The following is a 23911-nucleotide window of genomic DNA, read 5'->3' as shown; positions in this document are numbered from 1 at the left end:
GGCGGGGTCCTTCTTCTGTGGTGGGGGCGGCTGCGCGGCCGCGGTGGCCGGTCCGGCGGCCGTGAGCGCGCGGCCCCGGTGTGCGGCAACGCCCGCCGGGATTCTGGCAAGAGGGTGTGTCTCACAGCGGCCGGTGGTTCCGTGAGGTCGGTCCGGAACCTATCGTCAAGGTCATGTTCGCTGTCTACGCCGCCCGAATCGACCGCGACCAGCCGCTGTCCGGCCTGGAGTTGGGGGAGCGCCCGGCTCCCGGACCCCGTCCCGGCTGGAGCACCGTCACGGTCAAGGCCGCCTCCCTCAACCACCACGACCTCTGGTCCCTGCGCGGCGTCGGCCTCGCGGAGGACAAGCTGCCGATGATCCTCGGCTGCGACGCCGCCGGGATCGACGAGGACGGCAACGAGGTCGTCCTGCACTCCGTGATCGGCCAGAGCGGGCACGGGGTCGGCCCCGCGGAGCCCCGCTCCATCCTGACCGAGCGTTACCAGGGCACCTTCGCCGAGCAGGTGGCCGTGCCGACCTGGAACATCCTGCCCAAGCCGAAGGAGCTGTCCTTCGAGGAGGCCGCCTGCCTGCCCACGGCATGGCTGACCGCCTACCGGATGCTGTTCACGAACGCGGGCGTCCGGCCCGGTGACTCCGTGCTGGTGCAGGGCGCCGGAGGCGGTGTCGCCACGGCCGCCATCGTGCTGGGCAAGGCCGCCGGGCTCCGGGTCTTCGCCACCAGCCGGGACGAGGCCAAGCGCAAGCGGGCCCTGGAACTGGGCGCCGTGGAGGCGCTGGAGTCCGGGGCGCGGCTGCCGCAGCGGGTCGACGCGGTGATCGAGACCGTCGGGGCCGCGACCTGGTCGCACTCCGTGAAGTCGCTGAAGCCCGGCGGCACGCTGGTGATCTCCGGTGCCACGAGCGGGGACCGGCCCTCGCACGCCGAACTGACCCGGATCTTCTTCCTGGAGCTGAAGGTCGTCGGTTCGACCATGGGGACCAAGGACGAACTGGAGGACCTCCTCTCCTTCTGTGCCGCCACGGGTGTGCGGCCGGTGATCGACGAGGTGCTGCCCATGGACCGCGCCCGGGAGGGCTTCGAGCGGCTCGCCTCCGGTGAGCAGTTCGGGAAGGTCGTGCTCACCAACCCCTGAGCTTCGCGCCGCGCGGTGCTGGAACGGCCGGTCCGGGAACGGGCCGGCCGTTCGGCATGTCAACTGGGGTTGACGAACCCTCCCTGTCAACCTATGTTGACATCATGACCGAAGCAACCGATCTGGCCGAGCGCGCCGGTGACCGCGATCCACGGGTCGGCCTGCGGGCCGTCGCCGCGCTGCGCAGGCTGCTGGAACAGCTGGAAGCCGTACAGGTGCGCAACGCCCGCAACCAGGGCTGGTCCTGGCAGGAGATCGCCACCGAACTCGGTGTGAGCAGGCAGGCCGTGCACAAGAAGTACGGGAGGCATTGATGTTCGAACGGTTCACGAAGGACGCCCGGGACGTGGTGAAGAGCGCGTTCGAGCACGTGGAGGCAGGCAGCGGCGCGCCGACTGTGGAGCCCGGGCATCTGCTGCTGGCCCTGCTCGACCGGGAGGGCAGCCGGGGGTCCTTCGCGCTCGCCGCGCTGGGGCTTGGGCCCGAAGCGCGCGAGTCCGTGCGTGAGGCCCTGGCGCGGGCGCGGAGGCGGGCCGGGCTGTCCCGGGCCGAGAGCGACGCGCTCGCCGGGCTGGGGATCGACGTGGCCGAGATCGTCGCCCGGGTCGAGGAGGCCCACGGCGTCGGGGCGATGGCCGGCGACCGCAGGGACACACGCTGGTGGTCGGGGAGGCCCTCCTTCGGACGGGACGCCAAGGACGTGCTGGAGAGGTCGCTGCGGGTGGCGCTCGCCCAGCGGGACCGGCACATCGGCGACGAGCACCTGCTGCTGGCCCTGACCCTGCGCCCGGGCGTGCCGTCCGAGGTCCTCGCCGACCACGGGGTGACGTACGCGTCGCTGACGCGCGTGCTGTACGGGCGTGGCGGCGAGGCCAAGGCCGGCTGAGCGGCGGGGCGCCTACTTCTTCGGTGCGCGCAGCAGCGCTCCGATGTGGGCTGCCGCCGTCGACAGATGGCGGCGGGTGTCACGCAGCTGGTCCGGGGTGACACCGTGGTCCCGGGCCGCGTCGCGGATGTCGTCCCGGAAACGGTCGAGCAGACGGTCGAGGTCGCGGGCGGGGTCGCCGGTGGACGCGGCGGCGTCCTCATGGGCCCAGGCCGGTTCGTAGGAGGCCGGGAAGTCCTCGGCGGGGGGTGAGGACGCCGGACGGGACGCCCCGGGCTCCGGCGCGCCCGTGCCGGTCCAGTCGAAGCCGAAGTCCTTGCCGTAGTCCTTGCCGAACTCGCCGACCTCCTTGACCAGCTCGCTCAGGCCCTCGCGCAGGCCCGTCGGCCAGTCGCCCCGGGTGAAGTGGTCCTGCACCTGCTCCTGGACCCGGCGGGCGATGCGCTGCACCTGCTCCTGGGCCTGGGCGCGGGCCTGCTCCTGGGCCTCCTTCGCCTGGCGGCGGGCGCGCTGGGCGTCCTCGCGGGCGCGGCGGCTCTCGTCCTTGGCGCGGCGGGCCTGCTCCTTCCACTCCTGGCGGGCGCGCCGCATCTCCTCCTTGGCGACCCGCCAGGCCTCCTTGTCGCCGGGGTCGGTGAAGTCGCCGAAGGGGGTGCCCGGGGTGCCGCGCCCGCCGGTGTCCCGGCGGGCCTCGGTCGCCGCCGCGCGCATCTCGCGCCGCAGGTCGCCCGCGGCCCCGCGCACATCGGCCCTGATCTCCGCCGCCAGCTCCGCGACCGACTCGCGGATCTCCAGCTCCAGGTCGGCCAGCTCGCCGCTGCGGTCGGCCAGTTCGGCGCGGCCCGCGTCCGTGATCGAGTAGACCTTGCGGCCGCCCTCGGTGGTGTGGGTGACCAGGCCCTCGGCCTCCAGCTTGGCCAGGCGCGGGTAGACCGTGCCCGCCGACGGCGCGTACAGCCCCTGGAAGCGCTCCTCGAGGAGGCGGATCACCTCGTAGCCGTGCCGGGGGGCCTCGTCCAGCAGCTTCAGCAGGTACAGGCGGAGACGGCCGTGGGCGAAGACGGGGGGCATGTCAGAGCACCTTCTTGTCGGTCGTGCCGTCGGCCGGGACGCCGGTGGCGCCGTCGCCCGGGCCGGAGACGGAATTGTCTCCCGAGTCGTCCTGGGGGCCGCTCCCGGGGGCTGCCGGTGAGCCGCCGGTGCCGGGGCGCGTGCCGGCCGGCTCGTCGTCCTCGCGGGACGGCCGGCGCAGCAGGGCGATCGATCCGGAGACGGTGGTCGCCCGCAGCTTGCCGGTGCCCGCGCCGAGGCGGCCCGTGATCTTGTGGGCGCCCCACTGGCCGTGCACCCGCAGGCCGTCGAAGGCGTTGGAGACGGAGCCGCTCGCCGTGTTCGCCTCGACGTCCGCGTCCGCCGGGTACGGCAGCCGGATCGCGATCTCGCCCGAGACGCTGGTCAGCCGCACGTCCGTGGGGCCGTCCGGGTCGAGGTCGATGATCATGGAGCCGCTCACCGAGTCGGCCCGCACGGAGGGGCCGGAGCCCTCCACCACGGTGAGGTCGCCGGAGACCGAGTTGAACCGGAGGTCGCCCGTCACGGCCTGGGCCTCCAGGTTCCCCGAGACCGTCTCGGCGCGGACCGGGCCGGACAGGCCCACCAGCGTCGTGTCGCCCGTGACGCCCTTCACCAGCGACGGGCCCTGGATCCCGGAGACCACGGCCGCCGCGCCGACCACGCCCACCTCGACGCGCGTACCGGCCGGGACGGCGAGGGAGACCACCGCGCTGCGGCGCCAGCCCTTGCGGTCAAGCCACTTGAGGAAGCCCTTCCAGGGCAGATCCTCGTAAGCGACCGTCAGGACGCCGCCCTGCTGGGTCACCACCAGCGGCGGGCCCTCGATCTCGGAGATCTCCAGGCGGGCGGAACCTTCGTCCGTGCCCACCACGTTCACCGTTCCGTTGACGAGGCGCACGTGAAGATCGCTCACGGGCTCGTCGAAGGTGAGCTTGCTCGGCTCCGCGACGGACCACTCGGACATGGTGGGACCTCCCCGACTCGACGCGCCATATCGCGTCTTCTTTCATTCACGATATATCGCGCTGGGGGAAAGTCAAGGCACCCGTTCTGAGGATGACGGGGCGCTCATAAGTATTCGAAGTCGGGCGATTCGCCCTACCGTGTGACCATGTCGACGCAAGCCGCTCGCACCGGGCCCGGAGCCCTGCTGCTGTGCCGGGCGGCGCCCGGTGCCGTCGCCCCCGTCGCGCACCTGCTGCGCGCACCCATGCGGCTCACCCGCGCCGGCGACTCGTGGAGCGTCCTGGTCCCCGACGGCCGGCCCTGGCGGGACGCCGCCGAGCCCGTCGACCGCGTGGTCACCGGCTGGGCCACGGCCCTCGCCGTCGGAGCGCCCTGGCCGGTCCTCGCGCTGTGGTGGGACGGCGACCACGCGGGGTTCACCCTCGCCTCCGGCTTCCGCCGCCCGGTCGGCTTCGACTGGCTCGCCAGCGGCGTCCCGGCCGGAGAGGACGAGGCGATGCGCACCTTCGCCGCACGCCTGGGCCTCGACCCCGTCCTGGACGTCCAGGCCCTGGACCGGCTGACGAAACCGGACCCCGCGGCCGACGCGCCCGCCCGCCTGCGCGGTCTGCTCGCGGTCCTCGCGCGCGTGGGCGTCGCGCTGCCGCCCGAACTCACCCTCGGCGAGCCCGCAGGCCGCCTGATGGAGGCCGTCGCCCACCGGTCCCACGGTCTCCCGGCCGGCCGGCAGGGCCGGCGCGAGACCGTCACGGCGCGGCACACCGTCGACCACACCCGCCTCGGCCCCTGGATGCCCTGGGCCGGCGGCCCCCGGGCCCGCGCCCTGGCCTTCGCCCAGATGGCGGTGGGCGTGCCGCTCCTGGTCCGGGGCCTGCGGCAGCACGCCGGCGGCTGGACCGCGGCCGGGGTCCTGCTCCTCGCCCACGGCGCGATGGGCCTGTCCTACGGGCTCACGCTGCCCAGCGAGTGGCGCCCCGGACGGTCCGCGCTCCCGCCCGAGTGGCCCCTCGGCGAGCCCGGCGCGTTCGGCGAGCCCGTCGAGTCCGCAGACCCCGGACGGGAGGGGGACCGCTGATCCCCCGGGCCCGGCCGGACCCCTGATCGCCTACTCGTCGTCCTCGTCGTCCAGCCGCGCCAGCCACGTGGCCAGCCGCTCCACCGGCACCTCGAAGTCGGGGTTGAGGTCGACGAACGTCCGAAGCTGCTCGGCCAGCCACTCGAAGGTGACCTCCTCCTCGCCGCGCCGCTTCTCCAGCTCCTCGATGCCGCGGTCGGTGAAGTACATGGGGTTGTTCTCCTGCGTTCGTCCCGGATGGTGGTGCCGGAGACAGCCTACGTACCGGACCGGCGACCGTGCTCCGCCTCCCAGCGCGAAGGCCCGGCCCCACGCGGGGACCGGGCCTTCACAGCAGGGGAGTTCAGAGGCTCACGCCTCGAACACCTCCCGCACCAGCTGCTCCTGCTCGGCCTGGTGCCGCTTCGCGGAACCCACCGCCGGGGACGAGGAGTGCGGGCGCGAGATGCGGCGCAGCCGCTCGCCGTGCGGGACCTCCGCGCCGACCGCCAGGTCCAGGTGGTCGATCAGGTTGAGCGCGATGAACGGCCAGGCACCCTGGTTCGCCGGCTCCTCCTGGGCCCACAGGTACTTCTCGGCGTTCGGGTACTTCTTGATCTCCGCCTGGAGCTCGGTACCCGGCAGCGGGTACAGGCGCTCGATGCGGATGATCGCCGTGTCCGTGACGCCGCGCTTCTGCCGCTCGGCCTCCAGGTCGTAGTAGACCTTGCCGGCGCAGAAGACGACCTTCTTCACGGCGGCCGGGTCGACCGTCGCGTCGCCGATGACCGGCTGGAACTGCCCGGTCGTGAACTCCTCCGCCTTCGCGGCCGCCGCCTTCAGGCGCAGCATCGACTTCGGCGTGAAGACCACCAGCGGCTTGTGGTGCGGGTTGTGCACCTGCCACCGCAGGAGGTGGAAGTAGTTCGACGGCGACGTCGGCATGGCGACCGTCATGTTGTTCTGCGCGCACATCTGGAGGAAGCGCTCCGGGCGGGCCGAGGAGTGGTCCGGGCCCTGGCCCTCGTAGCCGTGCGGCAGGAGCAGCACGACGCCGGAGGTCTGGGCCCACTTCTGCTCGGCCGACGAGATGAACTCGTCCACGACCGTCTGGGCGCCGTTGACGAAGTCGCCGAACTGCGCCTCCCACATCACGAGCGCCTCGGGACGGGCCAGCGAGTAGCCGTACTCGAAGCCCATCGCCGCGTACTCGGACAGGAGGGAGTTGTAGACGTTCAGCCGCGCCTGGTCCTCGGAGAGGTACTGCAGCGGCGTGTACTCCTCGCCCGTGCTGCGGTCGATGATGACCGCGTGGCGCTGGCCGAACGTACCGCGCTGGGAGTCCTGGCCGGCCAGGCGGACCGGGACGCCCTCCAGCAGGAGGGAGCCGATGGCGAGGGTCTCGCCCATGCCCCAGTCGATCGTGCCGTCCTCGACCATCGCCGCCCGGCGCTGCAGCTGCGGCAGCAGACGCGGGTGGACGGTGATGTGGTCGGGGATGTTGACCTGGGACTCGGCGATCCGCTTGACGACCTCCGTGGTCACCGCGGTGTTCACGGCGACCGGGAACTCGGCCTGCGGGTCCGACGGCTCGATGGTCGCCGGCTGCGAGGTGGCCTCGCGGACCTCCGTGAAGACCTTCTCCAGCTGGCCCTGGTAGTCCTGCAGCGCCTGCTCGGCCTCTTCCAGGGTGATGTCGCCGCGACCGATGAGGGACTCGGTGTACAGCTTGCGCACCGAGCGCTTCTTGTCGATCAGGTCGTACATCAGCGGCTGGGTGAAGGCCGGGTTGTCCGACTCGTTGTGACCGCGGCGGCGGTAGCAGATGAGGTCGATCACCACGTCCTTGTTGAACGCCTGGCGGAACTCGAAGGCCAGGCGCGCGACGCGCACGACCGCCTCCGGGTCGTCGCCGTTCACGTGGAAGATCGGGGCCTCGATCATGCGGGCCACGTCGGTGGCGTACATGGAGGAGCGCGAGGACTCGGGCGCCGCCGTGAAGCCGACCTGGTTGTTGATGACGATGTGGACCGTGCCGCCGGTGCGGTAGCCGCGCAGCTGCGACATGTTCAGGGTCTCGGCCACCACGCCCTGGCCCGCGAAGGCCGCGTCGCCGTGGATCGCCACCGGCAGGACCGTGAAGTCCGTGCCGCCCTTGTTGATGATGTCCTGCTTGGCGCGCGAGACGCCCTCCAGGACCGGGTCCACCGCCTCCAGGTGCGAGGGGTTCGCGACCAGGGAGACCTTGATCTGCTCGCCGTCGAGGCCGGTGAAGGTGCCCTCGGCGCCCAGGTGGTACTTCACGTCGCCGGAGCCGTGCATCGACTTCGGGTCGAGGTTGCCCTCGAACTCGCGGAAGATCTGCGCGTACGACTTGCCGACGATGTTGGCGAGGACGTTCAGGCGGCCGCGGTGGGCCATGCCGATGACGACCTCGTCCAGGCGGGACTCGGCGGCCGAGTCCAGCACCGCGTCCAGCAGCGGGATGACGGACTCGCCGCCCTCCAGGGAGAAGCGCTTCTGGCCGACGTACTTCGTCTGCAGGAACGTCTCGAACGCCTCGGCCGCGTTCAGCCGGCGCAGGATGCGCAGCTGCTCCTCGCGCTCCGGCTTGGAGTGCGGGCGCTCCACGCGGTCCTGGATCCACTTGCGCTGCTTGGGGTCCTGGATGTGCATGAACTCGATGCCGGTGGTGCGGCAGTACGAGTCGCGCAGGACGCCGAGGATGTCGCGCAGCTTCATCATCGACTTGCCGGCGAAACCGCCGACGGCGAACTCGCGCTCCAGGTCCCAGAGCGTGAGGCCGTGCTCGGTGATGTCCAGGTCGGGGTGCTTGCGCTGCTGGTACTCCAGCGGGTCGGTGTCGGCCATGACGTGGCCGCGGACGCGGTAGGAGTGGATCAGCTCGAAGACGCGGGCGGCCTTGGTGACGTCGTCGTCGTGGCTGGCGTCGATGTCCTTGAGCCAGCGGACCGGCTCGTAGGGGATGCGCAGCGCCTCGAAGACGTCGTCGTAGAAGCCGTTCTCGCCGAGGAGGAGGTTCGCGACCTGACGGAGGAACTCGCCGGAGGCGGCGCCCTGGATGACCCGGTGGTCGTAGGTCGACGTGAGCGTCATGACCTTCGAGATGCCGAGCTTGTTCAGGGTGTCCTGGGAGGTGCCCTGGAACTCCGCCGGGTAGTCCATGGCGCCGACGCCCATGATCACGGACTGGCCGGGCATCAGGCGCGGCACCGAGTGGACCGTGCCGAGGCCGCCGGGGTTGGTCAGGGAGACCGTGACCCCGGTGAAGTCGTCCATCGTCAGCTTGCCGTCGCGGGCGCGGCGGACGATGTCCTCGTAGGCCTGCCAGAACTCGAAGAAGTTCAGCGTCTCGGCCTTCTTGATCGCCGCGACGACGAGCTGGCGGTCGCCGTTCGGCTTGACCAGGTCGATGGCGAGACCGAGGTTGACGTGGTCCGGCTTGACCAGGGTGGGCTTGCCGTCGACCTTCGCGAACGAGTGGTTCATCGCCGGCATGGCCTTGATCGCCTGGACCATGGCGTAGCCGATGAGGTGCGTGAAGGAGATCTTCCCGCCGCGCGCCCGCTTGAGGTGGTTGTTGATGACGATGCGGTTGTCGAACAGCAGCTTCACCGGGACCGCGCGCACGGAGGTGGCCGTGGGCAGTTCCAGGGAGGCGTCCATGTTCTTCGCGACCGCGGCGGCCGGGCCGCGCAGCACGACCTGCTCCGGAGCCGAGGGGCCCGCGCCGTCGGGCGAGGCCTTCGGGGCGGCCGGCTTGGCGGCGGCCTGCTTCGGGGCCGGGGCGGCCTTCGCCGGGGCGGCGGCCTGGGCCGGGGCCTGCGCGGCGGGCTTGGCCTCGGCCGGCTTCGCGGCCGGCGCGGCGGCGGGCTTCGGAGCGGCCTGAGCGGGGGCCGCGGGCTGGGCCGGGGCCGTGGGCTGAGCGGTGGTGGTCCCCGCGGCCCCCGCGGCCGCGGTACCCGCCGGAGCCGGGGCGGCGGCCGCCCCGGGCTTGTAGTCGGCGAAGAAGTCCCACCAGGCTCGGTCCACCGAGTTCGGGTCCTGGAGGTACTGCTGATAGATCTCGTCGACGAGCCACTCGTTGGCACCGAAGGACGCCGCGGGGTTCTTGCCCGCTTGGTCGGTCTCGGTCGAGATGCTCGAGTTACTGGGGGACTGTGGCGACACGGCGGCAACCGCCCTCTTCCGCTTCACAAGATGATGGACAGCGGGAATCAAGGCTACGCCTCCCGGACCGGGAAGGTCAGGCCGGGCCCGTTCAACGTCGCGCAAGTCACATCTTGGAGCGTGTTTCGGGGCTTGAAATGGCGGGAAACAAGCGTGGTTCCGCTCAAGGAGGCAAGAGCGGGGCAGGGCCCGTCGCACCGATGGCGCGGGCCTGTGCCTGATCACACGTGTCCGTCAGCGCGGACGCCGGTGGATCTTGGGGCTCCGCTTCGAACTTTACGTCAACTTGGTACTGATGGCTCTCCCGGAAGAGTGACAAGAATCCGGCAACCTCGCTCGGATTCGGCCACTCCTATCCGGCCTCCGTGCAGATCGACCGCCCAGCGGGCGATCGCCAGCCCGAGCCCCGTGCCGCCGTCGCTGCCCGGCCCCTGCCGCTTGGCGCTGCCGCGGTTGAACCGCTCGAAGACGCGGTGCCACTCCGACTTGGGAATGCCGGGGCCCTCGTCCAGGACCTCCAGCTCCAGCGACTCCGGCTGCGCCCCGCGCCGCGCCTTGACCGTCACCCGGCCGTGCGGCGGGCTGTGCTTGACCGCGTTGTCGATGAGATTGGCCACCACCTGGTGGATGCGCTCCGGGTCGGCGTGCGCGGTCAGCTCCGGCGGGTGCACGTCGAGGTGCAGGTGCACGTCCGTGCGTGTGTGACTGCCCGAGCCGGTGGCGATGCCCGCGCGCACCGAGGCGACCATGTTGGCCTCCTTCAGCACGCCCGACAGATACGGCCACACCTCGAACCGCCGCCGCTTCAGCGGGACGACGCCGTTGTCCAGCCGCGACAGGTCCAGCAGCGTCTCCACCAGCCGGCCCAGCCGCTCGGTCTGCTTCAGCGCCGTGCGCATGGTCTCCGGGTCGGCCTGGGTGACGCCGTCGACGATGTTCTCCAGCACCGCGCGCAGCCCCGCGATGGGCGTGCGCAACTCGTGCGAGACGTTCGCCACCAGCTCCTTGCGCTGGCGGTCCTGGGCCTCCAGCTCGTCGGCCATGGCGTTGATCGTCACGGCCAGGTCGCCCAGCTCGTCACGGCGGTTCTCCCGCACCCGGCGGGTGTAGTCGCCCTGCGAGATGGAACGCGCCACGGCCGTCATCTCGTCCAGCGGCGCGGTGAGCGAATGGGCCACGAACTGCGTGATGAGGAGCGTGGCGATCATCGAGAAGACCGTGATGAAGCGCAGCTCCGTCTTGGTGTGCACCGCGATCACCGACAGACCCGTGGTGATCAGCACCGAGATGACGACCAGCGCGCCCAGCTTGGTCTTGATGGAGAACGGGCTCACCTTCCCCCAGGGTTCCGGCTCCCCGGGGTCTTTGCGTGCGGCCGGCCCGCCGCTCATGGCGTCGGGGTCTCCAGGGCGTAGCCCACACCGTGCACGGTGCGGATCCGCTCGGCGCCGATCTTCCGGCGCAGCGCCTTGATGTGGCTGTCGACCGTGCGGGTGCCGGAGGCGTCCGCCCAGTCCCAGACCTCGGCGAGCAGCTGCTCGCGGGAGAGCACCGCGCGCGGGGTGTTCGCCAGGCAGACCAGCAGGTCGAACTCGGTCGGCGTGAGGTGGACGTCCTCGCTGCGCACCCGGACCCGGCGCTGGGCGTGGTCGATCTCCAGCTCGCCGAGGCGCAGGATGCCGCTGCGCGGCGTCGCGGCGGCGATCGCGGCCCGCTCCACACGGCGCAGCAGCACGTGCACGCGCGCCGCCAGCTCCCGCATCGAGAACGGCTTGGTCATGTAGTCGTCGGCGCCTACCCCGAGCCCGACCAGCATGTCGGTCTCGTCGTCGCGCGCGGTGAGCATCAGCACCGGCACCGGGCGGGCGGCCTGCACGCGCCGGCAGACCTCCAGACCGTCGAAGCCGGGCAGCATGATGTCGAGGATCAGCAGGTCCGGCTGCCAGGCCTCGGCCGTGTCGACAGCGGCCGGGCCGTCACCCGCCGTTTGCACGAGGAATCCCTCGGCTCGCAGGCGGGTCGCGATGGCGTCCACGATCGTGGCGTCGTCCTCGACGACGAGAACCCGGCGCTGCGCGCCCGGGGTAGCCGTCGCCGAACCGTTGTGGGAGGTCTGTGTCTGCTCCATCGCCCGCCCCTGGGGTGTGCTTTCCGGAATCAGTGGGGTGATTCCTCGGTCTGCGCATGGTTGCGATTGACGCTTGAATGATCGGCGTCAGAGGAGCAGCGTACGGGGAGGCAGCACGCCTTTGCTATCCAGGGCTGATGGCGAGGTGCACGACGTCCGGAACGCCCCGGGCAACGGGGATCTCTTCGGTACGCACCTGTTGGAACCCGGCATTCCGCAAGGTTTCTTCGAATTCCGGTGACGGCTGGGCGGACCACACGGCGAGAACTCCGCCGGGTCTCAACACCCGTGCGCAATCGGCGAGTCCGGTGCCGCTGTACAGATTTCCGTTGTCCTCCGTGACCGTCCAGCCCGGGCCGTTGTCGATGTCGAGGCAGAGCGCGTCGTACGTGTCGGATGTCTCATGGACGTGCGCCACGAGATCTGCTTCGACGACATGGGTACGGGGGTCGGCGAGGGCCCGGGCGGAGAACGCGGAGAGCGGGCCGTCCCGATGCCATTCGACGATCGCGCGCTCACGCTCCACCACGGTGATCCGCCCCCAGCGCGGGTTCGCGGCCGCGTGTGCGAGGGAGAAGCCGACGCCGAGTCCGCCGATCAGCACGTCGGGCCGTGTCCCGCCGGGCAGGGCGGCCAGCGCCGCGTCCACCAGCCGCCGTTCCGAGCGGCCGTCGGAGGTGTCCATCAGGAAGCAGCCGTTGGCGATGATCTCCAGCCGCCCGCCGGGCCGCCGCCGCAGCACCACCTCTCCGTGAGGGCCTTCGCGGCGGTCCAGCACGTCGGGGATGTCGTACGAGGGGGACATGGGGGAATCCTGGCAGGTCCGGGGCGTCCGGCGCCGGGGTTTTCGCGGGGCGGGGCGGCGGCGGTGCGCGCCGCCGCCTGGCGTTGCTTCCCGTGGGCACTTTCCAGGGGCAAATTCCCTTAGGCCGGCCCGGCGCCCCCCTGCGCGGACCCGCCCCCGTACGCGGAGCCGCCCCCCGTACGTGGACCCGGCGCCCGCACGGGACCCGGGGCACGCGCCGCGGGCGGATCGCTCAGAGCGAACACCTCTCGGGGAACAACCGGCCCTCCCCAAGCATTGAGTCGGCATAGCTCAACTTGACTGCCGAAGGGGAGATCATGGCTTCGACGTCCACACCGCTCACCCTGCCCGTGCTGCCGCTCGACGACGAGGTCGTGCTGCCCGGGATGGTGGTCCCGCTGGACCTGAGCGACAACGAGGTCCGTGCGGCGGTGGAGGCCGCGCAGGCCGCCGCTCGGACAACGCCCGGGAAGCCCCGGGTACTCCTGGTGCCGCGCATCGACGGGACGTACGCGAACACCGGTGTCCTCGGCACCGTCGAGCAGGTCGGCCGGCTGGCCGACGGCGACCCGGGCGCGCTGATCCGCGGCCGGGGGCGGGTGAGGATCGGTGCGGGGACCACCGGCCCCGGCGCGGCCCTCTGGGTCGAGGGCACCAGCGTCGACGAGACCGTCCCGGAGCCGCTGCCCGGACAGGTGGCCGAACTGGTCAAGGAGTACAAGGCCCTGGCCACCGCCTGGCTGCGCAAGCGCGGCGCCTGGCAGGTCGTCGACCGCGTGCAGGCCATCGACGACGTCTCGGCGCTCGCCGACAACTCCGGCTACTCGCCGTTCCTGACCACCGAGCAGAAGGTCGAACTGCTGGAGACCGCCGACCCGGTGGCCCGGCTCAGGCTCGCCACCCAGCACCTGCGCGACCACCTCGCCGAGCAGGACGTGGCCGAGTCCATCGCCAAGGACGTCCAGGAGGGCGTCGACAAGCAGCAGCGCGAGTTCCTGCTGCGGCGTCAGCTGGAGGCGGTCCGCAAGGAGTTGCGCGAGCTGAACGGCGAGCAGGAGGGCGAGGAGTCCGACGACTACCGCGCCCGTGTGGAGGCCGCCGACCTGCCCGAGAAGGTCCGCGAGGCCGCCCTCAAGGAGGTCGACAAGCTGGAGCGGTCCTCCGACCAGTCGCCCGAGGGCTCCTGGATCCGCACCTGGCTCGACACGGTCCTGGAGATGCCGTGGAACGAGCGCACCGAGGACGCCTACGACATCCAGGGCGCCAAGGCCGTGCTGGACGCCGAGCACGCCGGTCTGGAGGACGTCAAGGAGCGCATCACCGAGTACCTGGCGGTGCGCAAGCGGCGCAACGACCGGGGGCTGGGCGTCGTCGGCGGCCGGCGCGGCGGTGCCGTGCTCGCGCTCGTCGGCCCGCCCGGCGTCGGCAAGACCAGCCTCGGCGAGTCCGTCGCCCACGCTATGGGCCGCAAGTTCGTGCGCGTCGCCCTCGGCGGTGTGCGCGACGAGGCCGAGATCCGCGGGCACCGGCGCACCTACGTCGGCGCGCTGCCGGGCCGGGTCGTCCGGGCGGTCAAGGAGGCCGGGTCGATGAACCCGGTCGTGCTGCTCGACGAGATCGACAAGGTCGGCTCCGATTTCCGCGGCGACCCGGCCGCCGCCCTGCTGGAAGTGCTCGACCCGGCGCAGAACCACACCTTCCGGGACCACTACCTGGAGGTCGAGCTCGACCTGTCCGACGTCGTCTTCCTGGCCACGGCCAACGTCCTGGAGGCGATCCCGGAGGCCCTGGCCGACCGGATGGAGATCGTCCGCCTGGACGGCTACACCGAGGACGAGAAGGTCGTCATCGCCCGCGACCACCTGCTCCCGCGCCAGCTGGAGCGGGCCGGGCTGGACAAGGACGAGGTGACCCTCGACGAGGGCGCGCTGCGCAAGCTCGCCGGCGAGTACACCCGCGAGGCGGGCGTGCGCACCCTGGAGCGGTCGATCGCCCGGCTGCTGCGCAAGGTCGCCGCCCAGCACGAACTGGGCGAGCGGGAGCTGCCGTTCACCGTCCGCGACGAGGACCTGCGGGCCCTGATCGGCCGGCCGCACCACGTGCCCGAGTCCGCCCAGGACCCGGCCGAGCGGCGGACGTCCGTGCCGGGCGTGGCGACCGGGCTCGCGGTGACCGGGGCGGGCGGTGACGTGCTCTACGTGGAGGCGTCCCTGGCCGACCCGGAGACGGGCGCGGCGGGGCTGACCCTCACCGGTCAGCTGGGCGACGTGATGAAGGAGTCCGCGCAGATCGCGCTGAGCTTCCTGCGCTCGCACGGCGCCGAGCTCGAACTGCCGGTGGCCGATCTGAAGGACCGGGGCGTGCACATCCACTTCCCCGCGGGCGCGGTCCCCAAGGACGGCCCGAGCGCCGGCATCACCATGACCACGGCCCTCGCGTCCCTGCTCTCCGGCCGGCTGGTCCGCACGGACGTGGCGATGACCGGCGAGGTCTCGCTGACCGGGCGGGTCCTGCCGATCGGCGGGGTGAAGCAGAAGCTGCTCGCGGCGCACCGGGCCGGGGTCACCACGGTGATCATCCCCAAGCGCAACGAGCCCGACCTGGACGACGTCCCGGCGGAGGTGCTGGACAAGCTCGACGTCCACGCCGTCACCGACGTCCGCCAGGTCCTGGAGCTGGCGCTCGCGCCCGCGACGAGCGGCGCGGCGCCGGAGGTTCCGGTGGCCGCGTGACGGAGGTCATCGGATGAGGGAAGGCCCGGGCCCCGTGAGGGAGGCCCGGGCCTTCACCGTGCCCACGCCCTGTGGACACCTGCCCCGCGACCTGCGGAATACTTGCCGAGCTGCGGCGATGTCCGCAGCCGGTGGAGAATTCCAGGTACGGGCGACGACCGAGGCAGGGCTCACGTGCACGACGGCGGCAACGACGAGGGACACCGCGGGGCCGGTGCGGCCGGAAGCGGGGTGAACCAGCCCGCCTTCCTCGCGCTGGAGCGCGAACTGACCGTGCTGCTGCGGCGGGCCCGGGCCAGCCAGGGCGAGATGGCCCGCGAGGTCCACCCCGACCTCGAGTCGTCCGCGTACGGGCTGCTCGTCCGGCTGGACGAGTGCGGCAAGCAGCGGGCCACCGAACTCGCCGCCTACATCGGCGTCGGCAAGGCCACCATGTCCCGCCAGCTGCGCGCCCTGGAGGAGCTCGGGCTGATCGCCCGCGAGCCCGACCCCGCCGACGGCCGGGCGTGGCTGGTCGCGCTCACCCGGGAGGGGCACGACCGGGTCCGCCGGGTCCGTGACGCCCGCCGTGCCCGCTACGCCGGCCGCCTGGCCGACTGGGACCCCCGCGAGGTCACGGAACTGGCCCGGCTGCTGCACCAGCTCAACCGCGGCATGGAGAAGTAGCCCCCGGCGCGGCTAGAACTCGACGTAGACGACCGTCGCGTCGTCGTGCCTCTTGCCCCGGTACGTCCCGGTGGTGGCCGATCGTTCCAGTGTCCGGACCCGGTCCACCAGTGCCTGCGGGCCCTCCTTGCGCACGAGCCGGAAGCAGTCCGTCCAGTCGCCCTCCCCGAACCGCTCCACCCAGCGGGTCGCGCCGTCCGTCAGGGCGGCCAGGGCGCGGACCTCCCGGCGGGGCACGCTGCCGGTCACCGCCCGCCGGGCCACGGCGGGGTCGGCCGCCGCCGTGAAGAAACCGCCCTCCTTGTTGCGGACCGTCGCGTCCACCAGCGCGTCCGTGGCCAGGGCCGAGCGGGGGAGCAGGGCCAGCCGGTCGTCCAGCACGGGGGTCACCGCCCCGTCCGGTGACTCCAGGAGCAGCGCCGAGTCGGACAGGACCAGGTACTCCACCGTGTCCGGGTTCCAGCGGGCCAGGACCACCGTGGCCTGCGGGGTGCGGGGGTGAGAAAGGTCACAGGTTGCCGCATGGGCCTCGGCGGTACGCGCGAGGGCGCGGGACAAGGTGTCGGCCAGGGGAACATCCGTGAGTGAAACGGTCAGTTCGGTCAGCGCGCCGCCCAGGCGCGCGGTGAACCAGGGGACCGAATGCAGACAGCCCGTCCCGCTCCGCGGCGGCGTGACACCGTCCAGGACGACGACCGAACCGCCTTGTCCCGAGGCCGGTAGCCCGACACCGGCGAAGTCCTCGTTGGGGCGGCCGGCGTCCGACGGCGCCGAGGCGAGTTCCGTACGCATCCAGCCAGTCTGCACGAGCCCTTCACAACGTGCGCAAAAGGCCGCCATCGGCCTCCGGACCGGCGCACCCGCACAGGTCAGACGCCCTGTTTGGGAGGGAATGGCGCGATCCGGGAAGGCGTGTCGGCGAATACTGCCACCGCCTGCTTCCGGCGTCCAACCGGCGTGCCGCGCACGGCCCGTGCAAGAGCCGGTGGAACTTGCCCACCAACTCCTCGACGAGGTTCACTCCTTCGAGTGGCGGGTCAGGTGATGCGCGTGCGCTGCCCACCGGCGCTGGGAGGGTCGGGAAGTGTACCGGGAGTACGCACCAGTTGACGGAGCGTCATCCGGGCCCAAGGTTCACGAGTCAGGAATGCGAGCACCGGTGCAGAAGACGCGGCCTCGTCGCACAGGCAAGCAGACGGCCCCCGCACAGGGAGCCGAGCCGACGCCCCCCACCGGCAAGGGACGCCCCACACACGTACGCAACCGGCTGATCGTCGCCGTGGCCGTGGTCGCCGCGGCCATCGCCGGCGCCGGCACGCCGTCCGTGCTGGCCGCCTCCGGGGAACTCCACGACGCGCAGGAGCTGGTGACGCTCGCGGGGCAGACGCAGGACGCCCTCGCACTCGCGCACTCCCTCGCCGACGAGCGCGACGAGGTCACGGCCTACATCGCGGCCGGCCGCCCCAAGTCCAAGGCGCCCTCCGAGCAGCACAGCGCCCGCGTGGACCGGCAGGTCGAGGAGCTGCGCGCGGACAGCGACACGCCAGCCGGGCTGCGCTCCGACCTCGACGCCATAGCGGCGGTACGGCGGGCGGCGCTCACCGGCAAGAGCAGCGCGCTCGAAGCCCACCAGGCGTACTCCGCCGCCATCACCGGCCTCCACCGGCTCGCCGAGGACCTGGCGCAGCAGACCCCGCCGCGCGCCGGCGGGGGCGGCCACGCCCTCGCCGAGCTGGACTCCGCCGTCCAGCAGGCCGCCGCGGCCCGGGGGCTGCTGCTCGCCGCGCTCAGCGTGCCCAGCAGCACCCGCACCATCATCGACCCGGTCACCGGCCTGCCGGCCGAGACCTCCGCGTCCTCCGGCGCCGACGCCCGCCGGCGCGACGCCCTGAGCGCCGCCGCCCAGCAGGCCCGGCTGCGCTCCGACGCGGCCCTGGCCGACTTCCGCGCCACCGCCCCCAAGGACGCCCGCGCCTCCTTCGACAGCACGGTCACCGGCACCGAGGTCAACTCCGCCGAGAAGTACCTCGCGACGCTGACCGACCAGCCGTCCCTCTCCGGCGGCGAACTCTCCACCGACACCAAGAAGCTGGACGCGGCGCTCTCCGCCCGGGTCGACCTGATGCGCGGAGTCGAGTCCGCCCTCTACGACCGCCGCACCAAGGACCTGGAGGCCCTGCGCGACGACGACGTCACCGCGCTGGAGATCCGCATCGCGATCCTCGGCGCCCTGATGCTGCTCGCCGTCGGTGTCGCCACCGGCATGGCCCGCAGCCTCACACGGCCCCTCGCGGTGCTGCGCCTGGGCTCCAAGCGCCTCGCCGAGGCCGAGGACCCGGCGGCCGAGGAACCGGTCAAGTTCACCGGCCGCAACGACGAGTTCGCCCAGGTCGTCCGCTCCGTCAACGCCCTGCACGCGCACGCCGCCGCCCTCACCGAGCGGATCGCCACGCTGGAGTCCGACCGCAAGCACCTCGTCGGCCAGCGCCAGAAGATGGCCGACGCCCGCGAGGAACTGCGCGGCCAACTCGCCGACTCCGCCGCCCAGCTGGAGCGGATGCGCACGGCCATCGGCGGCACGTTCGTCAACCTCGCGCTGCGCACCCTCGGCCTGGTCGAGCGCCAACTGGCCGTCATCGAGGGCCTGGAGGACCGCGAGCAGGACCCGGAGCGCCTCGCCACGCTGTTCAAGCTCGACCACTTCGCCACCGTCATGCGCCGGCACAGCGAGAACCTCCTGGTCCTCGCCGGCACCGAACACGTCCAGCACACCGCCGGGCCCGTGCCCCTCGTGGACGTCGTCCGCGCCGCGGTCAGCGAGATCGAGCGCTACGAGCGCGTCCGCATCGCGGCCCTGCCCCCGCACGCCCACATCGCCGGGTTCGCCGCGGACGACCTCTCCCACCTGCTGGCCGAACTCATGGAGAACGCCACCTCGTTCTCCCCGCCCGACCTGCCCGTGGAGATCTCCGGCTGGCTGCTGGAGAACGGCGAGGTCATGCTCTCCGTCCAGGACGAGGGCATCGGCATGACCGGCGACCGGCTGGAGCGCCTCAACGCCCGCCTGAGCGACTTCGACCCGGAGGCGCCTTACGACCAGGAGGGCGAGGACGGTCTCGGCCTCGGCCTGTACGTCGTGGCCCGCCTCGCCCAGCGCCACGGTGTGCGCGTGCAGCTGCGCGAGCAGAAGCAGGGCGGTGTCGCGGCGGTCGTCGTCCTGCCCCGCACGCTGCTGGCGGCGGCCCCCGCCGAGGCCGCCCCCAGCTCCGGCCCGGTGGCCGGCGGCGCGCAGTCCTTCTCGCTGCCCGGCGCCGACGCCGAGGTCAACTCCAACGTCCTGCACGGCCGGACGACGGACGGGGACCCGCTGGTCGCGCTGGCGGAGAAGGCGGTCGAGCGGGACGAGGCCGGCTGGCGGCACCAGCCGGACGAGGACGCCGGGGGGCATCCGGAACCGGCCGGGGCGGCGCTGGCGGCCGCCGCCGAGGGGACCGCGGCCACCGGGCCGGCGGAGACCCCCGGCGAAACCACGATGGAGCTGATGGCCCCGGTACCGCAGGGGGAGCCGGAGCCCACGCAGCACGATTCCGCGGCCGCCGACGGCGCGTCCGTCCCAGGGGCACCCGGGCACGACCACGCGGGCCACACGCGTGACACGGGTGGGGACGAGCACGCCGGAGACGATGCCGGGGCGGAGGCCGACGCCGAGCACGAACGCGTCACCGACAAGGGCCTCCCCAAGCGCACTCCCAAGATCACCGCCCAGGCCACCGCTCCGCGCCAGCGCAGCGGTTCCGTGGACGCCGAAGCCCTGCGCCGCCGTCTCGGCGGCTTCCGCCAGGGCGCGCAGGCCGGCTACCGCGAGGTCGAGGCGGAGATCGCCGAGAAGACGGCCTCGCACAAGCGGCCGGCCACCGGCACGGCAGTACCAGCTGGATCCGAAGAAGCCACGGGGGGCACAGTCGAGGAGGCAAGCAGTTGACCGCGCCCAGTACCTTCGGACTGATCGGACTGAGCAGTGAGGCCCGCAACCTGCACTGGCTGCTGACCAACCTCGTCGAGGAGGTGCCCGGCATCCTCTCGGTCGCGGTCGTCTCGTCCGACGGACTGCTCCTGCTCTCCTCCGACGACCACCGCAACAAGGAGGCCCGGCAGGCCCTGCAGGGCCGCGGCACCGCACGGGGCGGGCCCCGCGGCTCCGGCGCCGACCTGGCCACCATCGTCTCCGGCATCGGCAGCCTCACCATCGGCGCCGCCAAGCTGATGGACTTCGGCGGGGTCAAGCACACGATGATCGCGATGGACGAGGGCAGCCTGTTCGTGATGTCGATCAGCGACGGCTCGCTGCTCGGCGTCCACGGCTCCGCGGACTGCGACATGAGCGTGGTGGCGTACCACATGGCTCTGTTCGTCGGCCGCGCCGGCCACGTCCTGACGCCGGAACTCCGCAGCGAGCTCCGAAAATCCCTGGAGGAGTCCCAGACGACCAGGAGTGCACGATGAGCATTACGCCCAGGCAGCAACTCCCGGTGCGCGGCGGTGACCGCAAACCCGCCCGGGTCCGCCCCTACTCGCTCACCGGCGGCCGTACCCGTTTCGGGCACGTGCTGCTGGTGGAGACGTTCGTGGCCAGCACGGCCGCGCTGGAGGCCGCGGAGGAGCGCAGGGAACTGACCAACGGCTCCCTGTCCACCCGCGTGATGCCGGAGCTGCGGGCCATCGTCGAACTGTGCCGCCGGATGCGGACGGTGGCCGAGATCGCCGCGCTGCTGAAGATGCCGCTCGGCGTGGTCCGCGTGCTCCTCAGCGACCTCGCCGACCAGGGAAAGATCCGTGTGTACGGAACGGGCACCGGCCACGGCACGGGCCGCCCGGACCGCGCTCTGCTGGAAAGGGTGCTGAGTGGACTCCGTCGTCTCTGACGCCGCTCATGGCGTCACTCGTTCGATCCCGTCGGCGCGGCCCGACGACGACATGCATGCCTGGCAGACGGATCGCACCCGTGCTCCCATAGCCACGAAGATCGTGGTGGCGGGCGGCTTCGGCGTGGGCAAGACCACGATGGTCACCTCCGCCTCGGAGATCACGCCCCTGCAGACCGAGGCGCTGATGACCGAGGCGAGCGAGGCGACCGACGACCTCACCGCCACACCGGGCAAGACCTCCACCACCGTCGCCATGGACTTCGGGCGCATCACGCTCGACGACGACCTGGTGCTCTACCTGTTCGGCACGCCGGGCCAGCAGCGGTTCTGGTTCATGTGGGACGACATCGTGCGCGGCGCGATCGGCGCCGTCGTCCTGGCCGACACCCGCCGCCTGAAGGACTGCTTCCCGGTCCTGGACTACTTCGAGAGCTCAGGGCTGCCCTACGTGGTCGCCGTCAACCACTTCGACGGCAGTGAGCTGTTCGAGCCGGAGGATGTACGGGAGGCGTTGACCATCCCGCGACACATACCTGTCATGATCATGGACGCGCGTCGCCGGATCTCCGTGATCGAGACCCTCCTGGCCCTGGTGGGCCACGCGCTCGACGAAACCCCCGAGTAGGAGACAGCCCCGCATGCGGAAGATACTCGTCGTCGGAGCCGGTCAGTCCGGTCTCCAGATCGCTCTCGGCCTCCAGTCCCAGGGGTACGAGGTCACCCTCATGTCCAACCGGACCGCGGACGAGATCCGCACCGGCCGGGTCATGTCCACGCAGTGCATGTTCCACACGGCCCTGCAGCACGAGCGTGATCTCCAGCTGAACTTCTGGGAGTCCCAGGCCCCGAAGATCGAAGGACTCGGCGTCTCGGTCGCCGCCCCCGGCTCCTGGGCCGACGGCCCCGCCGCCCGCGCCATCGACTGGCTGGGCCGCCTCGACGGACACGCGCAGTCCATCGACCAGCGCGTGAAGATGGCCGGCTGGATGGAGACGTTCGCCCAGCGCGGCGGCCAGCTCGTCATCCACGGCGCCGCCGTCGGCGACCTCGACTACTTCTCCCGCACCTACGACCTGGTGCTGGTCGCCGCGGGCAAGGGCGAACTGGTGCAGATGTTCGCCCGCGACCCGGAGCGCTCCCCGTACAGCGAGCCGCAGCGCGCCCTCGCCGTGTCGTACGTCCACGGCCTCGGCCCGCGCCCCGAGCACCCCGGCACCGAAGCGGTCCGCTGCAACCTGGTGCCGGGCGTCGGCGAGATGTTCGTGATGCCGTGCCTGACCACCTCCGGCCGCGCCGACATCCTGTTCTGGGAGGGCATACCCGGCGGCCCGCTGGACGTCTTCAACGGCGTCAAGGACCCGGCCGAGCACCTCTCCCTGACCCTGGAACTCATGGAGCGGTACCTGCCCTGGGAGTACGCGCGGGCCACCAAGGTGGAGCTGACCGACGCCGGCGGCACGCTGGCCGGGCGCTACGCCCCCACCGTCCGCAACCCCATCGGCCGCCTCCCCGGCGGCGGGCTCGTGCTGGGCGTGGCGGACGTCGTCGTGGCGAACGACCCCATCACCGGCCAGGGCTCCAACTCGGCCTCCAAGTGCGCCGCGGCCTACCTCGCCTCGATCGTCGAGCACGGCGACAAGCCGTTCGACGAGGAGTGGATGCGGGCCACCTTCGACCGCTACTGGCAGACCGCCCGGCACGTCACCAAGTGGACCAACACGATGCTCGCGCCGCCGCCGGAGCACGTGCTGAACCTCATCGGCGCCGCCGGCGAGCTCCAGCCGGTCGCCGACCGCTTCGCCAACGGCTTCGACAACCCGGCCGACTTCGAGGACTACTTCTACGACCCGGACAGGACGCAGGTCTACCTGGCCGAGGTCTCCGGCGCGGGCGCCGCGTAACCGTAACCGTCGTACCCCTCGTCCGACCCGTTCAGCGCGCCCTCGGGAAGCTCCGGCGGCTCGTACCGCCGCAGGGGCTTCCCGTCCGGGTCCGGGCGGACGGCTCCCAGGATCGGGTTGGCCGCGAGCGGTGACACCTTCACCTTCGCGCCCGGGCGGGGTGCCTGCACGACCATGCCGTCGCCGAGGTACAGCGCCACGTGCGTGGCCTTCGGGAAGTACACGACCAGGTCTCCCGGGCGCAGCCGGTCCAGCGGGATCCGCTTCAGTTCCCTCCACTGCTCCTGACTGGTCCGCGGGATGGGCGTCCCGGCCTTCGCCCAGGCCCGCGAGGTCAGGCCCGAGCAGTCGTACGACGCCGGGCCCTCCGCGCCCCACTCGTACGGCTTGCCGAGCTGCCGCACGGCGTAGCGGACGGCGCGGTCGCCCGCGGCCGAGGGGCGGCGGACCTTGCCGCGGTTGCCGCTGACGCCGCTGCTGCTGCTGCCGCTGCCGCTTCGGAGGGCGGGGGCCTCGCGGGGTGGGCGGTTGTCGCTGGGTGCGATGTCGTCGGCGCCGCCGGCGCCGTCGGGTGCGCGGGTGTCGCCGGGCGTGGTGTCCTCGGTGTCGGGTGCGTTGTCGTCGGTGTCGGGTGCGTTGTCGTCGCCTTCGGGTGCGTCGTCGTCGCCGTCCGGTGCGCTGTCGTCGCTGTCGGGTGCGCCCGCTGCCAGGAATCTCTTCCGGGTCTTGCCGGCGCCCTTCTCCTCGAACGCGGCGAGGGCGGTGAGCCGGTCACGGTCGAGGGAGGCGAGCAGGTCCTCCACGTCGTGCAGCCGCCCGCGCACCGCGTCCCGCTCCTTCTTGCGCCGCTCGGCGAGGGCGAGTTGCCGGTCCAGTGCGGCGCGGGCCTTGCGGGCCAGGTCGTCGGCCCTGCGCTCGTCGCCGGTGAGCCGGTCCACGGTGCCGGCCCGCTCCCGCGCCAGCCGGCCGATCACATGGCCCTGCTCCATCGCGTGCTGGGGGTCGCGGGCCATGAGCAGACGGACGTACGGCGAGATGTCGGTGCTGCTCTGGTACTGCTGGCGGGCCAGGCGGCCGGCCGCGCTCCGGCTGTCGTGCAGGGAGAGCCGGGCGCGGGCGAGGGCGCGGTCCAGCCGGTCGCTCTCGGCGCGCTGCCTCTTCAGCTTCTCCTCGGTGGCGTTGTAGGCGTCGGTGGCCTTCTCGGCCTTCTTGTACAGGCCCTGAAGGTCTGTCAGGAGGTCGGCGAGAGCGGTGTCCTGGGACCGGCCCGGGTCCGGGTCCGGGGCCGCCGTGGCGGGGGCGGGGAGGGGGGCGAGGACCGTGGTCGCCGCCGTCGCCGCGATGCAGACCAGACGCACGAGCCTTGCTGACATGCCATCACCTCCGGTGCGGGGGCGGCTTTTTCGCCGCCGGACACTCGTGAGGATCAGACCTGTGCGCGGGT

20 protein-coding genes are annotated in these 23911 nt (G+C 72.3%); 11 read left to right on the top strand and 9 right to left on the bottom strand.

Going from position 1 to position 23911, the window contains the following annotated elements; all coding sequences use genetic code 11:
• Window positions 1–173: 173 nt before the first annotated feature.
• The 3 genes from ABZY20_RS04200 to ABZY20_RS04190 all read left to right on the top strand — a co-directional run bounded on the left by ABZY20_RS04200 (window position 174) and on the right by ABZY20_RS04190 (window position 2025).
• The gene (locus ABZY20_RS04200; protein WP_356436282.1) at window positions 174–1139 is read left to right on the top strand and encodes a zinc-binding dehydrogenase; all 966 of its coding nucleotides are present in this window, start codon (window positions 174–176) and stop codon (window positions 1137–1139) included.
• Window positions 1140–1243: 104 nt separating this feature from the next.
• The gene (locus ABZY20_RS04195; RefSeq protein WP_003992902.1) at window positions 1244–1453 is read left to right on the top strand and encodes an HTH domain-containing protein; all 210 of its coding nucleotides are present in this window, start codon (window positions 1244–1246) and stop codon (window positions 1451–1453) included.
• Window positions 1453–2025, top strand: coding sequence for a Clp protease N-terminal domain-containing protein (locus tag ABZY20_RS04190; RefSeq protein ID WP_356436279.1), 573 nt, complete (start codon window positions 1453–1455; stop codon window positions 2023–2025). The genes ABZY20_RS04195 and ABZY20_RS04190 overlap by 1 nt, the downstream gene beginning before the upstream one ends.
• 12 nt (window positions 2026–2037) lie before the next feature.
• Here ABZY20_RS04190 and ABZY20_RS04185 read toward each other — a convergent pair whose 3' ends face one another.
• Window positions 2038–3096, bottom strand: coding sequence for a PadR family transcriptional regulator (locus ABZY20_RS04185; protein ID WP_356436276.1), 1059 nt, complete (start codon window positions 3094–3096; stop codon window positions 2038–2040).
• A 1-nt stretch (window position 3097) separates the two neighbouring features.
• The gene (locus tag ABZY20_RS04180; RefSeq protein ID WP_356436273.1) at window positions 3098–4063 is read right to left on the bottom strand and encodes a hypothetical protein; all 966 of its coding nucleotides are present in this window, start codon (window positions 4061–4063) and stop codon (window positions 3098–3100) included.
• A gap of 147 nt (window positions 4064–4210) precedes the next feature.
• Here ABZY20_RS04180 and ABZY20_RS04175 point away from each other — a divergent pair, with 147 nt between their 5' ends.
• On the top strand, window positions 4211–5140 hold the full coding sequence (locus ABZY20_RS04175) for a hypothetical protein (RefSeq protein ID WP_356436270.1): 930 nt from the start codon (window positions 4211–4213) through the stop codon (window positions 5138–5140).
• Window positions 5141–5170: 30 nt separating this feature from the next.
• Here ABZY20_RS04175 and ABZY20_RS04170 read toward each other — a convergent pair whose 3' ends face one another.
• From ABZY20_RS04170 to ABZY20_RS04150, 5 genes are all read right to left on the bottom strand, one after another.
• A complete protein-coding gene (locus tag ABZY20_RS04170) occupies window positions 5171–5350 on the bottom strand; it encodes a DUF6104 family protein (RefSeq protein ID WP_003992906.1) in 180 nt (59 codons plus the stop codon).
• A gap of 141 nt (window positions 5351–5491) precedes the next feature.
• Window positions 5492–9310 carry a multifunctional oxoglutarate decarboxylase/oxoglutarate dehydrogenase thiamine pyrophosphate-binding subunit/dihydrolipoyllysine-residue succinyltransferase subunit gene (locus tag ABZY20_RS04165; protein ID WP_356436267.1) on the bottom strand — a complete coding sequence of 1273 codons (3819 nt, stop codon included), beginning with the start codon at window positions 9308–9310 and terminating at the stop codon, window positions 5492–5494.
• A 281-nt stretch (window positions 9311–9591) separates the two neighbouring features.
• On the bottom strand, window positions 9592–10701 hold the full coding sequence (locus tag ABZY20_RS04160) for a HAMP domain-containing sensor histidine kinase (RefSeq protein ID WP_356436264.1): 1110 nt from the start codon (window positions 10699–10701) through the stop codon (window positions 9592–9594).
• Window positions 10698–11438, bottom strand: a complete 741-nt coding sequence (locus tag ABZY20_RS04155; RefSeq protein ID WP_356436261.1) for a response regulator transcription factor — start codon at window positions 11436–11438, stop codon at window positions 10698–10700. The genes ABZY20_RS04160 and ABZY20_RS04155 overlap by 4 nt, the downstream gene beginning before the upstream one ends.
• 124 nt (window positions 11439–11562) lie before the next feature.
• Entirely contained in the window at window positions 11563–12243 is a 681-nt protein-coding gene (locus tag ABZY20_RS04150; RefSeq protein ID WP_356436258.1) for a spermidine synthase, read from the bottom strand.
• A gap of 317 nt (window positions 12244–12560) precedes the next feature.
• Between ABZY20_RS04150 and lon the strand changes: the two genes are divergently transcribed.
• Together lon and ABZY20_RS04140 are read left to right on the top strand one after the other, a co-directional pair.
• Window positions 12561–14975, top strand: coding sequence for an endopeptidase La (gene lon / locus ABZY20_RS04145; protein WP_356436255.1), 2415 nt, complete (start codon window positions 12561–12563; stop codon window positions 14973–14975).
• 174 nt (window positions 14976–15149) lie between these two features.
• The gene (locus tag ABZY20_RS04140) at window positions 15150–15641 is read left to right on the top strand and encodes a MarR family transcriptional regulator (protein ID WP_356436252.1); all 492 of its coding nucleotides are present in this window, start codon (window positions 15150–15152) and stop codon (window positions 15639–15641) included.
• A 12-nt stretch (window positions 15642–15653) separates the two neighbouring features.
• Here ABZY20_RS04140 and ABZY20_RS04135 read toward each other — a convergent pair whose 3' ends face one another.
• A complete protein-coding gene (locus ABZY20_RS04135; RefSeq protein ID WP_356436249.1) occupies window positions 15654–16433 on the bottom strand; it encodes a protein phosphatase 2C domain-containing protein in 780 nt (259 codons plus the stop codon).
• A 367-nt stretch (window positions 16434–16800) separates the two neighbouring features.
• Between ABZY20_RS04135 and ABZY20_RS04130 the strand changes: the two genes are divergently transcribed.
• From ABZY20_RS04130 to ABZY20_RS04110, 5 genes are read left to right on the top strand one after another with little or no spacing between them, the layout of a single operon-like run.
• Window positions 16801–19623 carry a nitrate- and nitrite sensing domain-containing protein gene (locus tag ABZY20_RS04130; protein WP_356436246.1) on the top strand — a complete coding sequence of 941 codons (2823 nt, stop codon included), beginning with the start codon at window positions 16801–16803 and terminating at the stop codon, window positions 19621–19623.
• Window positions 19620–20144, top strand: coding sequence for a roadblock/LC7 domain-containing protein (locus ABZY20_RS04125; protein WP_356436243.1), 525 nt, complete (start codon window positions 19620–19622; stop codon window positions 20142–20144). Before ABZY20_RS04130 ends, ABZY20_RS04125 begins: the two co-directional genes overlap by 4 nt.
• Complete coding sequence (locus ABZY20_RS04120; RefSeq protein WP_356436240.1) at window positions 20141–20563, top strand: DUF742 domain-containing protein; 423 nt, start codon at window positions 20141–20143, stop codon at window positions 20561–20563. Before ABZY20_RS04125 ends, ABZY20_RS04120 begins: the two co-directional genes overlap by 4 nt.
• On the top strand, window positions 20544–21191 hold the full coding sequence (locus tag ABZY20_RS04115; protein WP_356436238.1) for an ATP/GTP-binding protein: 648 nt from the start codon (window positions 20544–20546) through the stop codon (window positions 21189–21191). The genes ABZY20_RS04120 and ABZY20_RS04115 overlap by 20 nt, the downstream gene beginning before the upstream one ends.
• A 13-nt stretch (window positions 21192–21204) precedes the next feature.
• The gene (locus tag ABZY20_RS04110; protein WP_356436235.1) at window positions 21205–22467 is read left to right on the top strand and encodes a styrene monooxygenase/indole monooxygenase family protein; all 1263 of its coding nucleotides are present in this window, start codon (window positions 21205–21207) and stop codon (window positions 22465–22467) included.
• Here ABZY20_RS04110 and ABZY20_RS04105 read toward each other — a convergent pair.
• Window positions 22431–23840 carry a C40 family peptidase gene (locus ABZY20_RS04105; protein WP_356436232.1) on the bottom strand — a complete coding sequence of 470 codons (1410 nt, stop codon included), beginning with the start codon at window positions 23838–23840 and terminating at the stop codon, window positions 22431–22433. The genes ABZY20_RS04110 and ABZY20_RS04105 overlap by 37 nt on opposite strands.
• Window positions 23841–23911 lie beyond the last annotated feature (71 nt).

Source organism: Streptomyces sp. NPDC006624, from assembly GCF_040611555.1.
Classification (GTDB): Bacteria; Actinomycetota; Actinomycetes; order Streptomycetales; family Streptomycetaceae; genus Streptomyces.
Note: the sequence above shows the minus strand (reverse complement) of the source record. Positions and strands in the feature narration are given on the sequence as shown.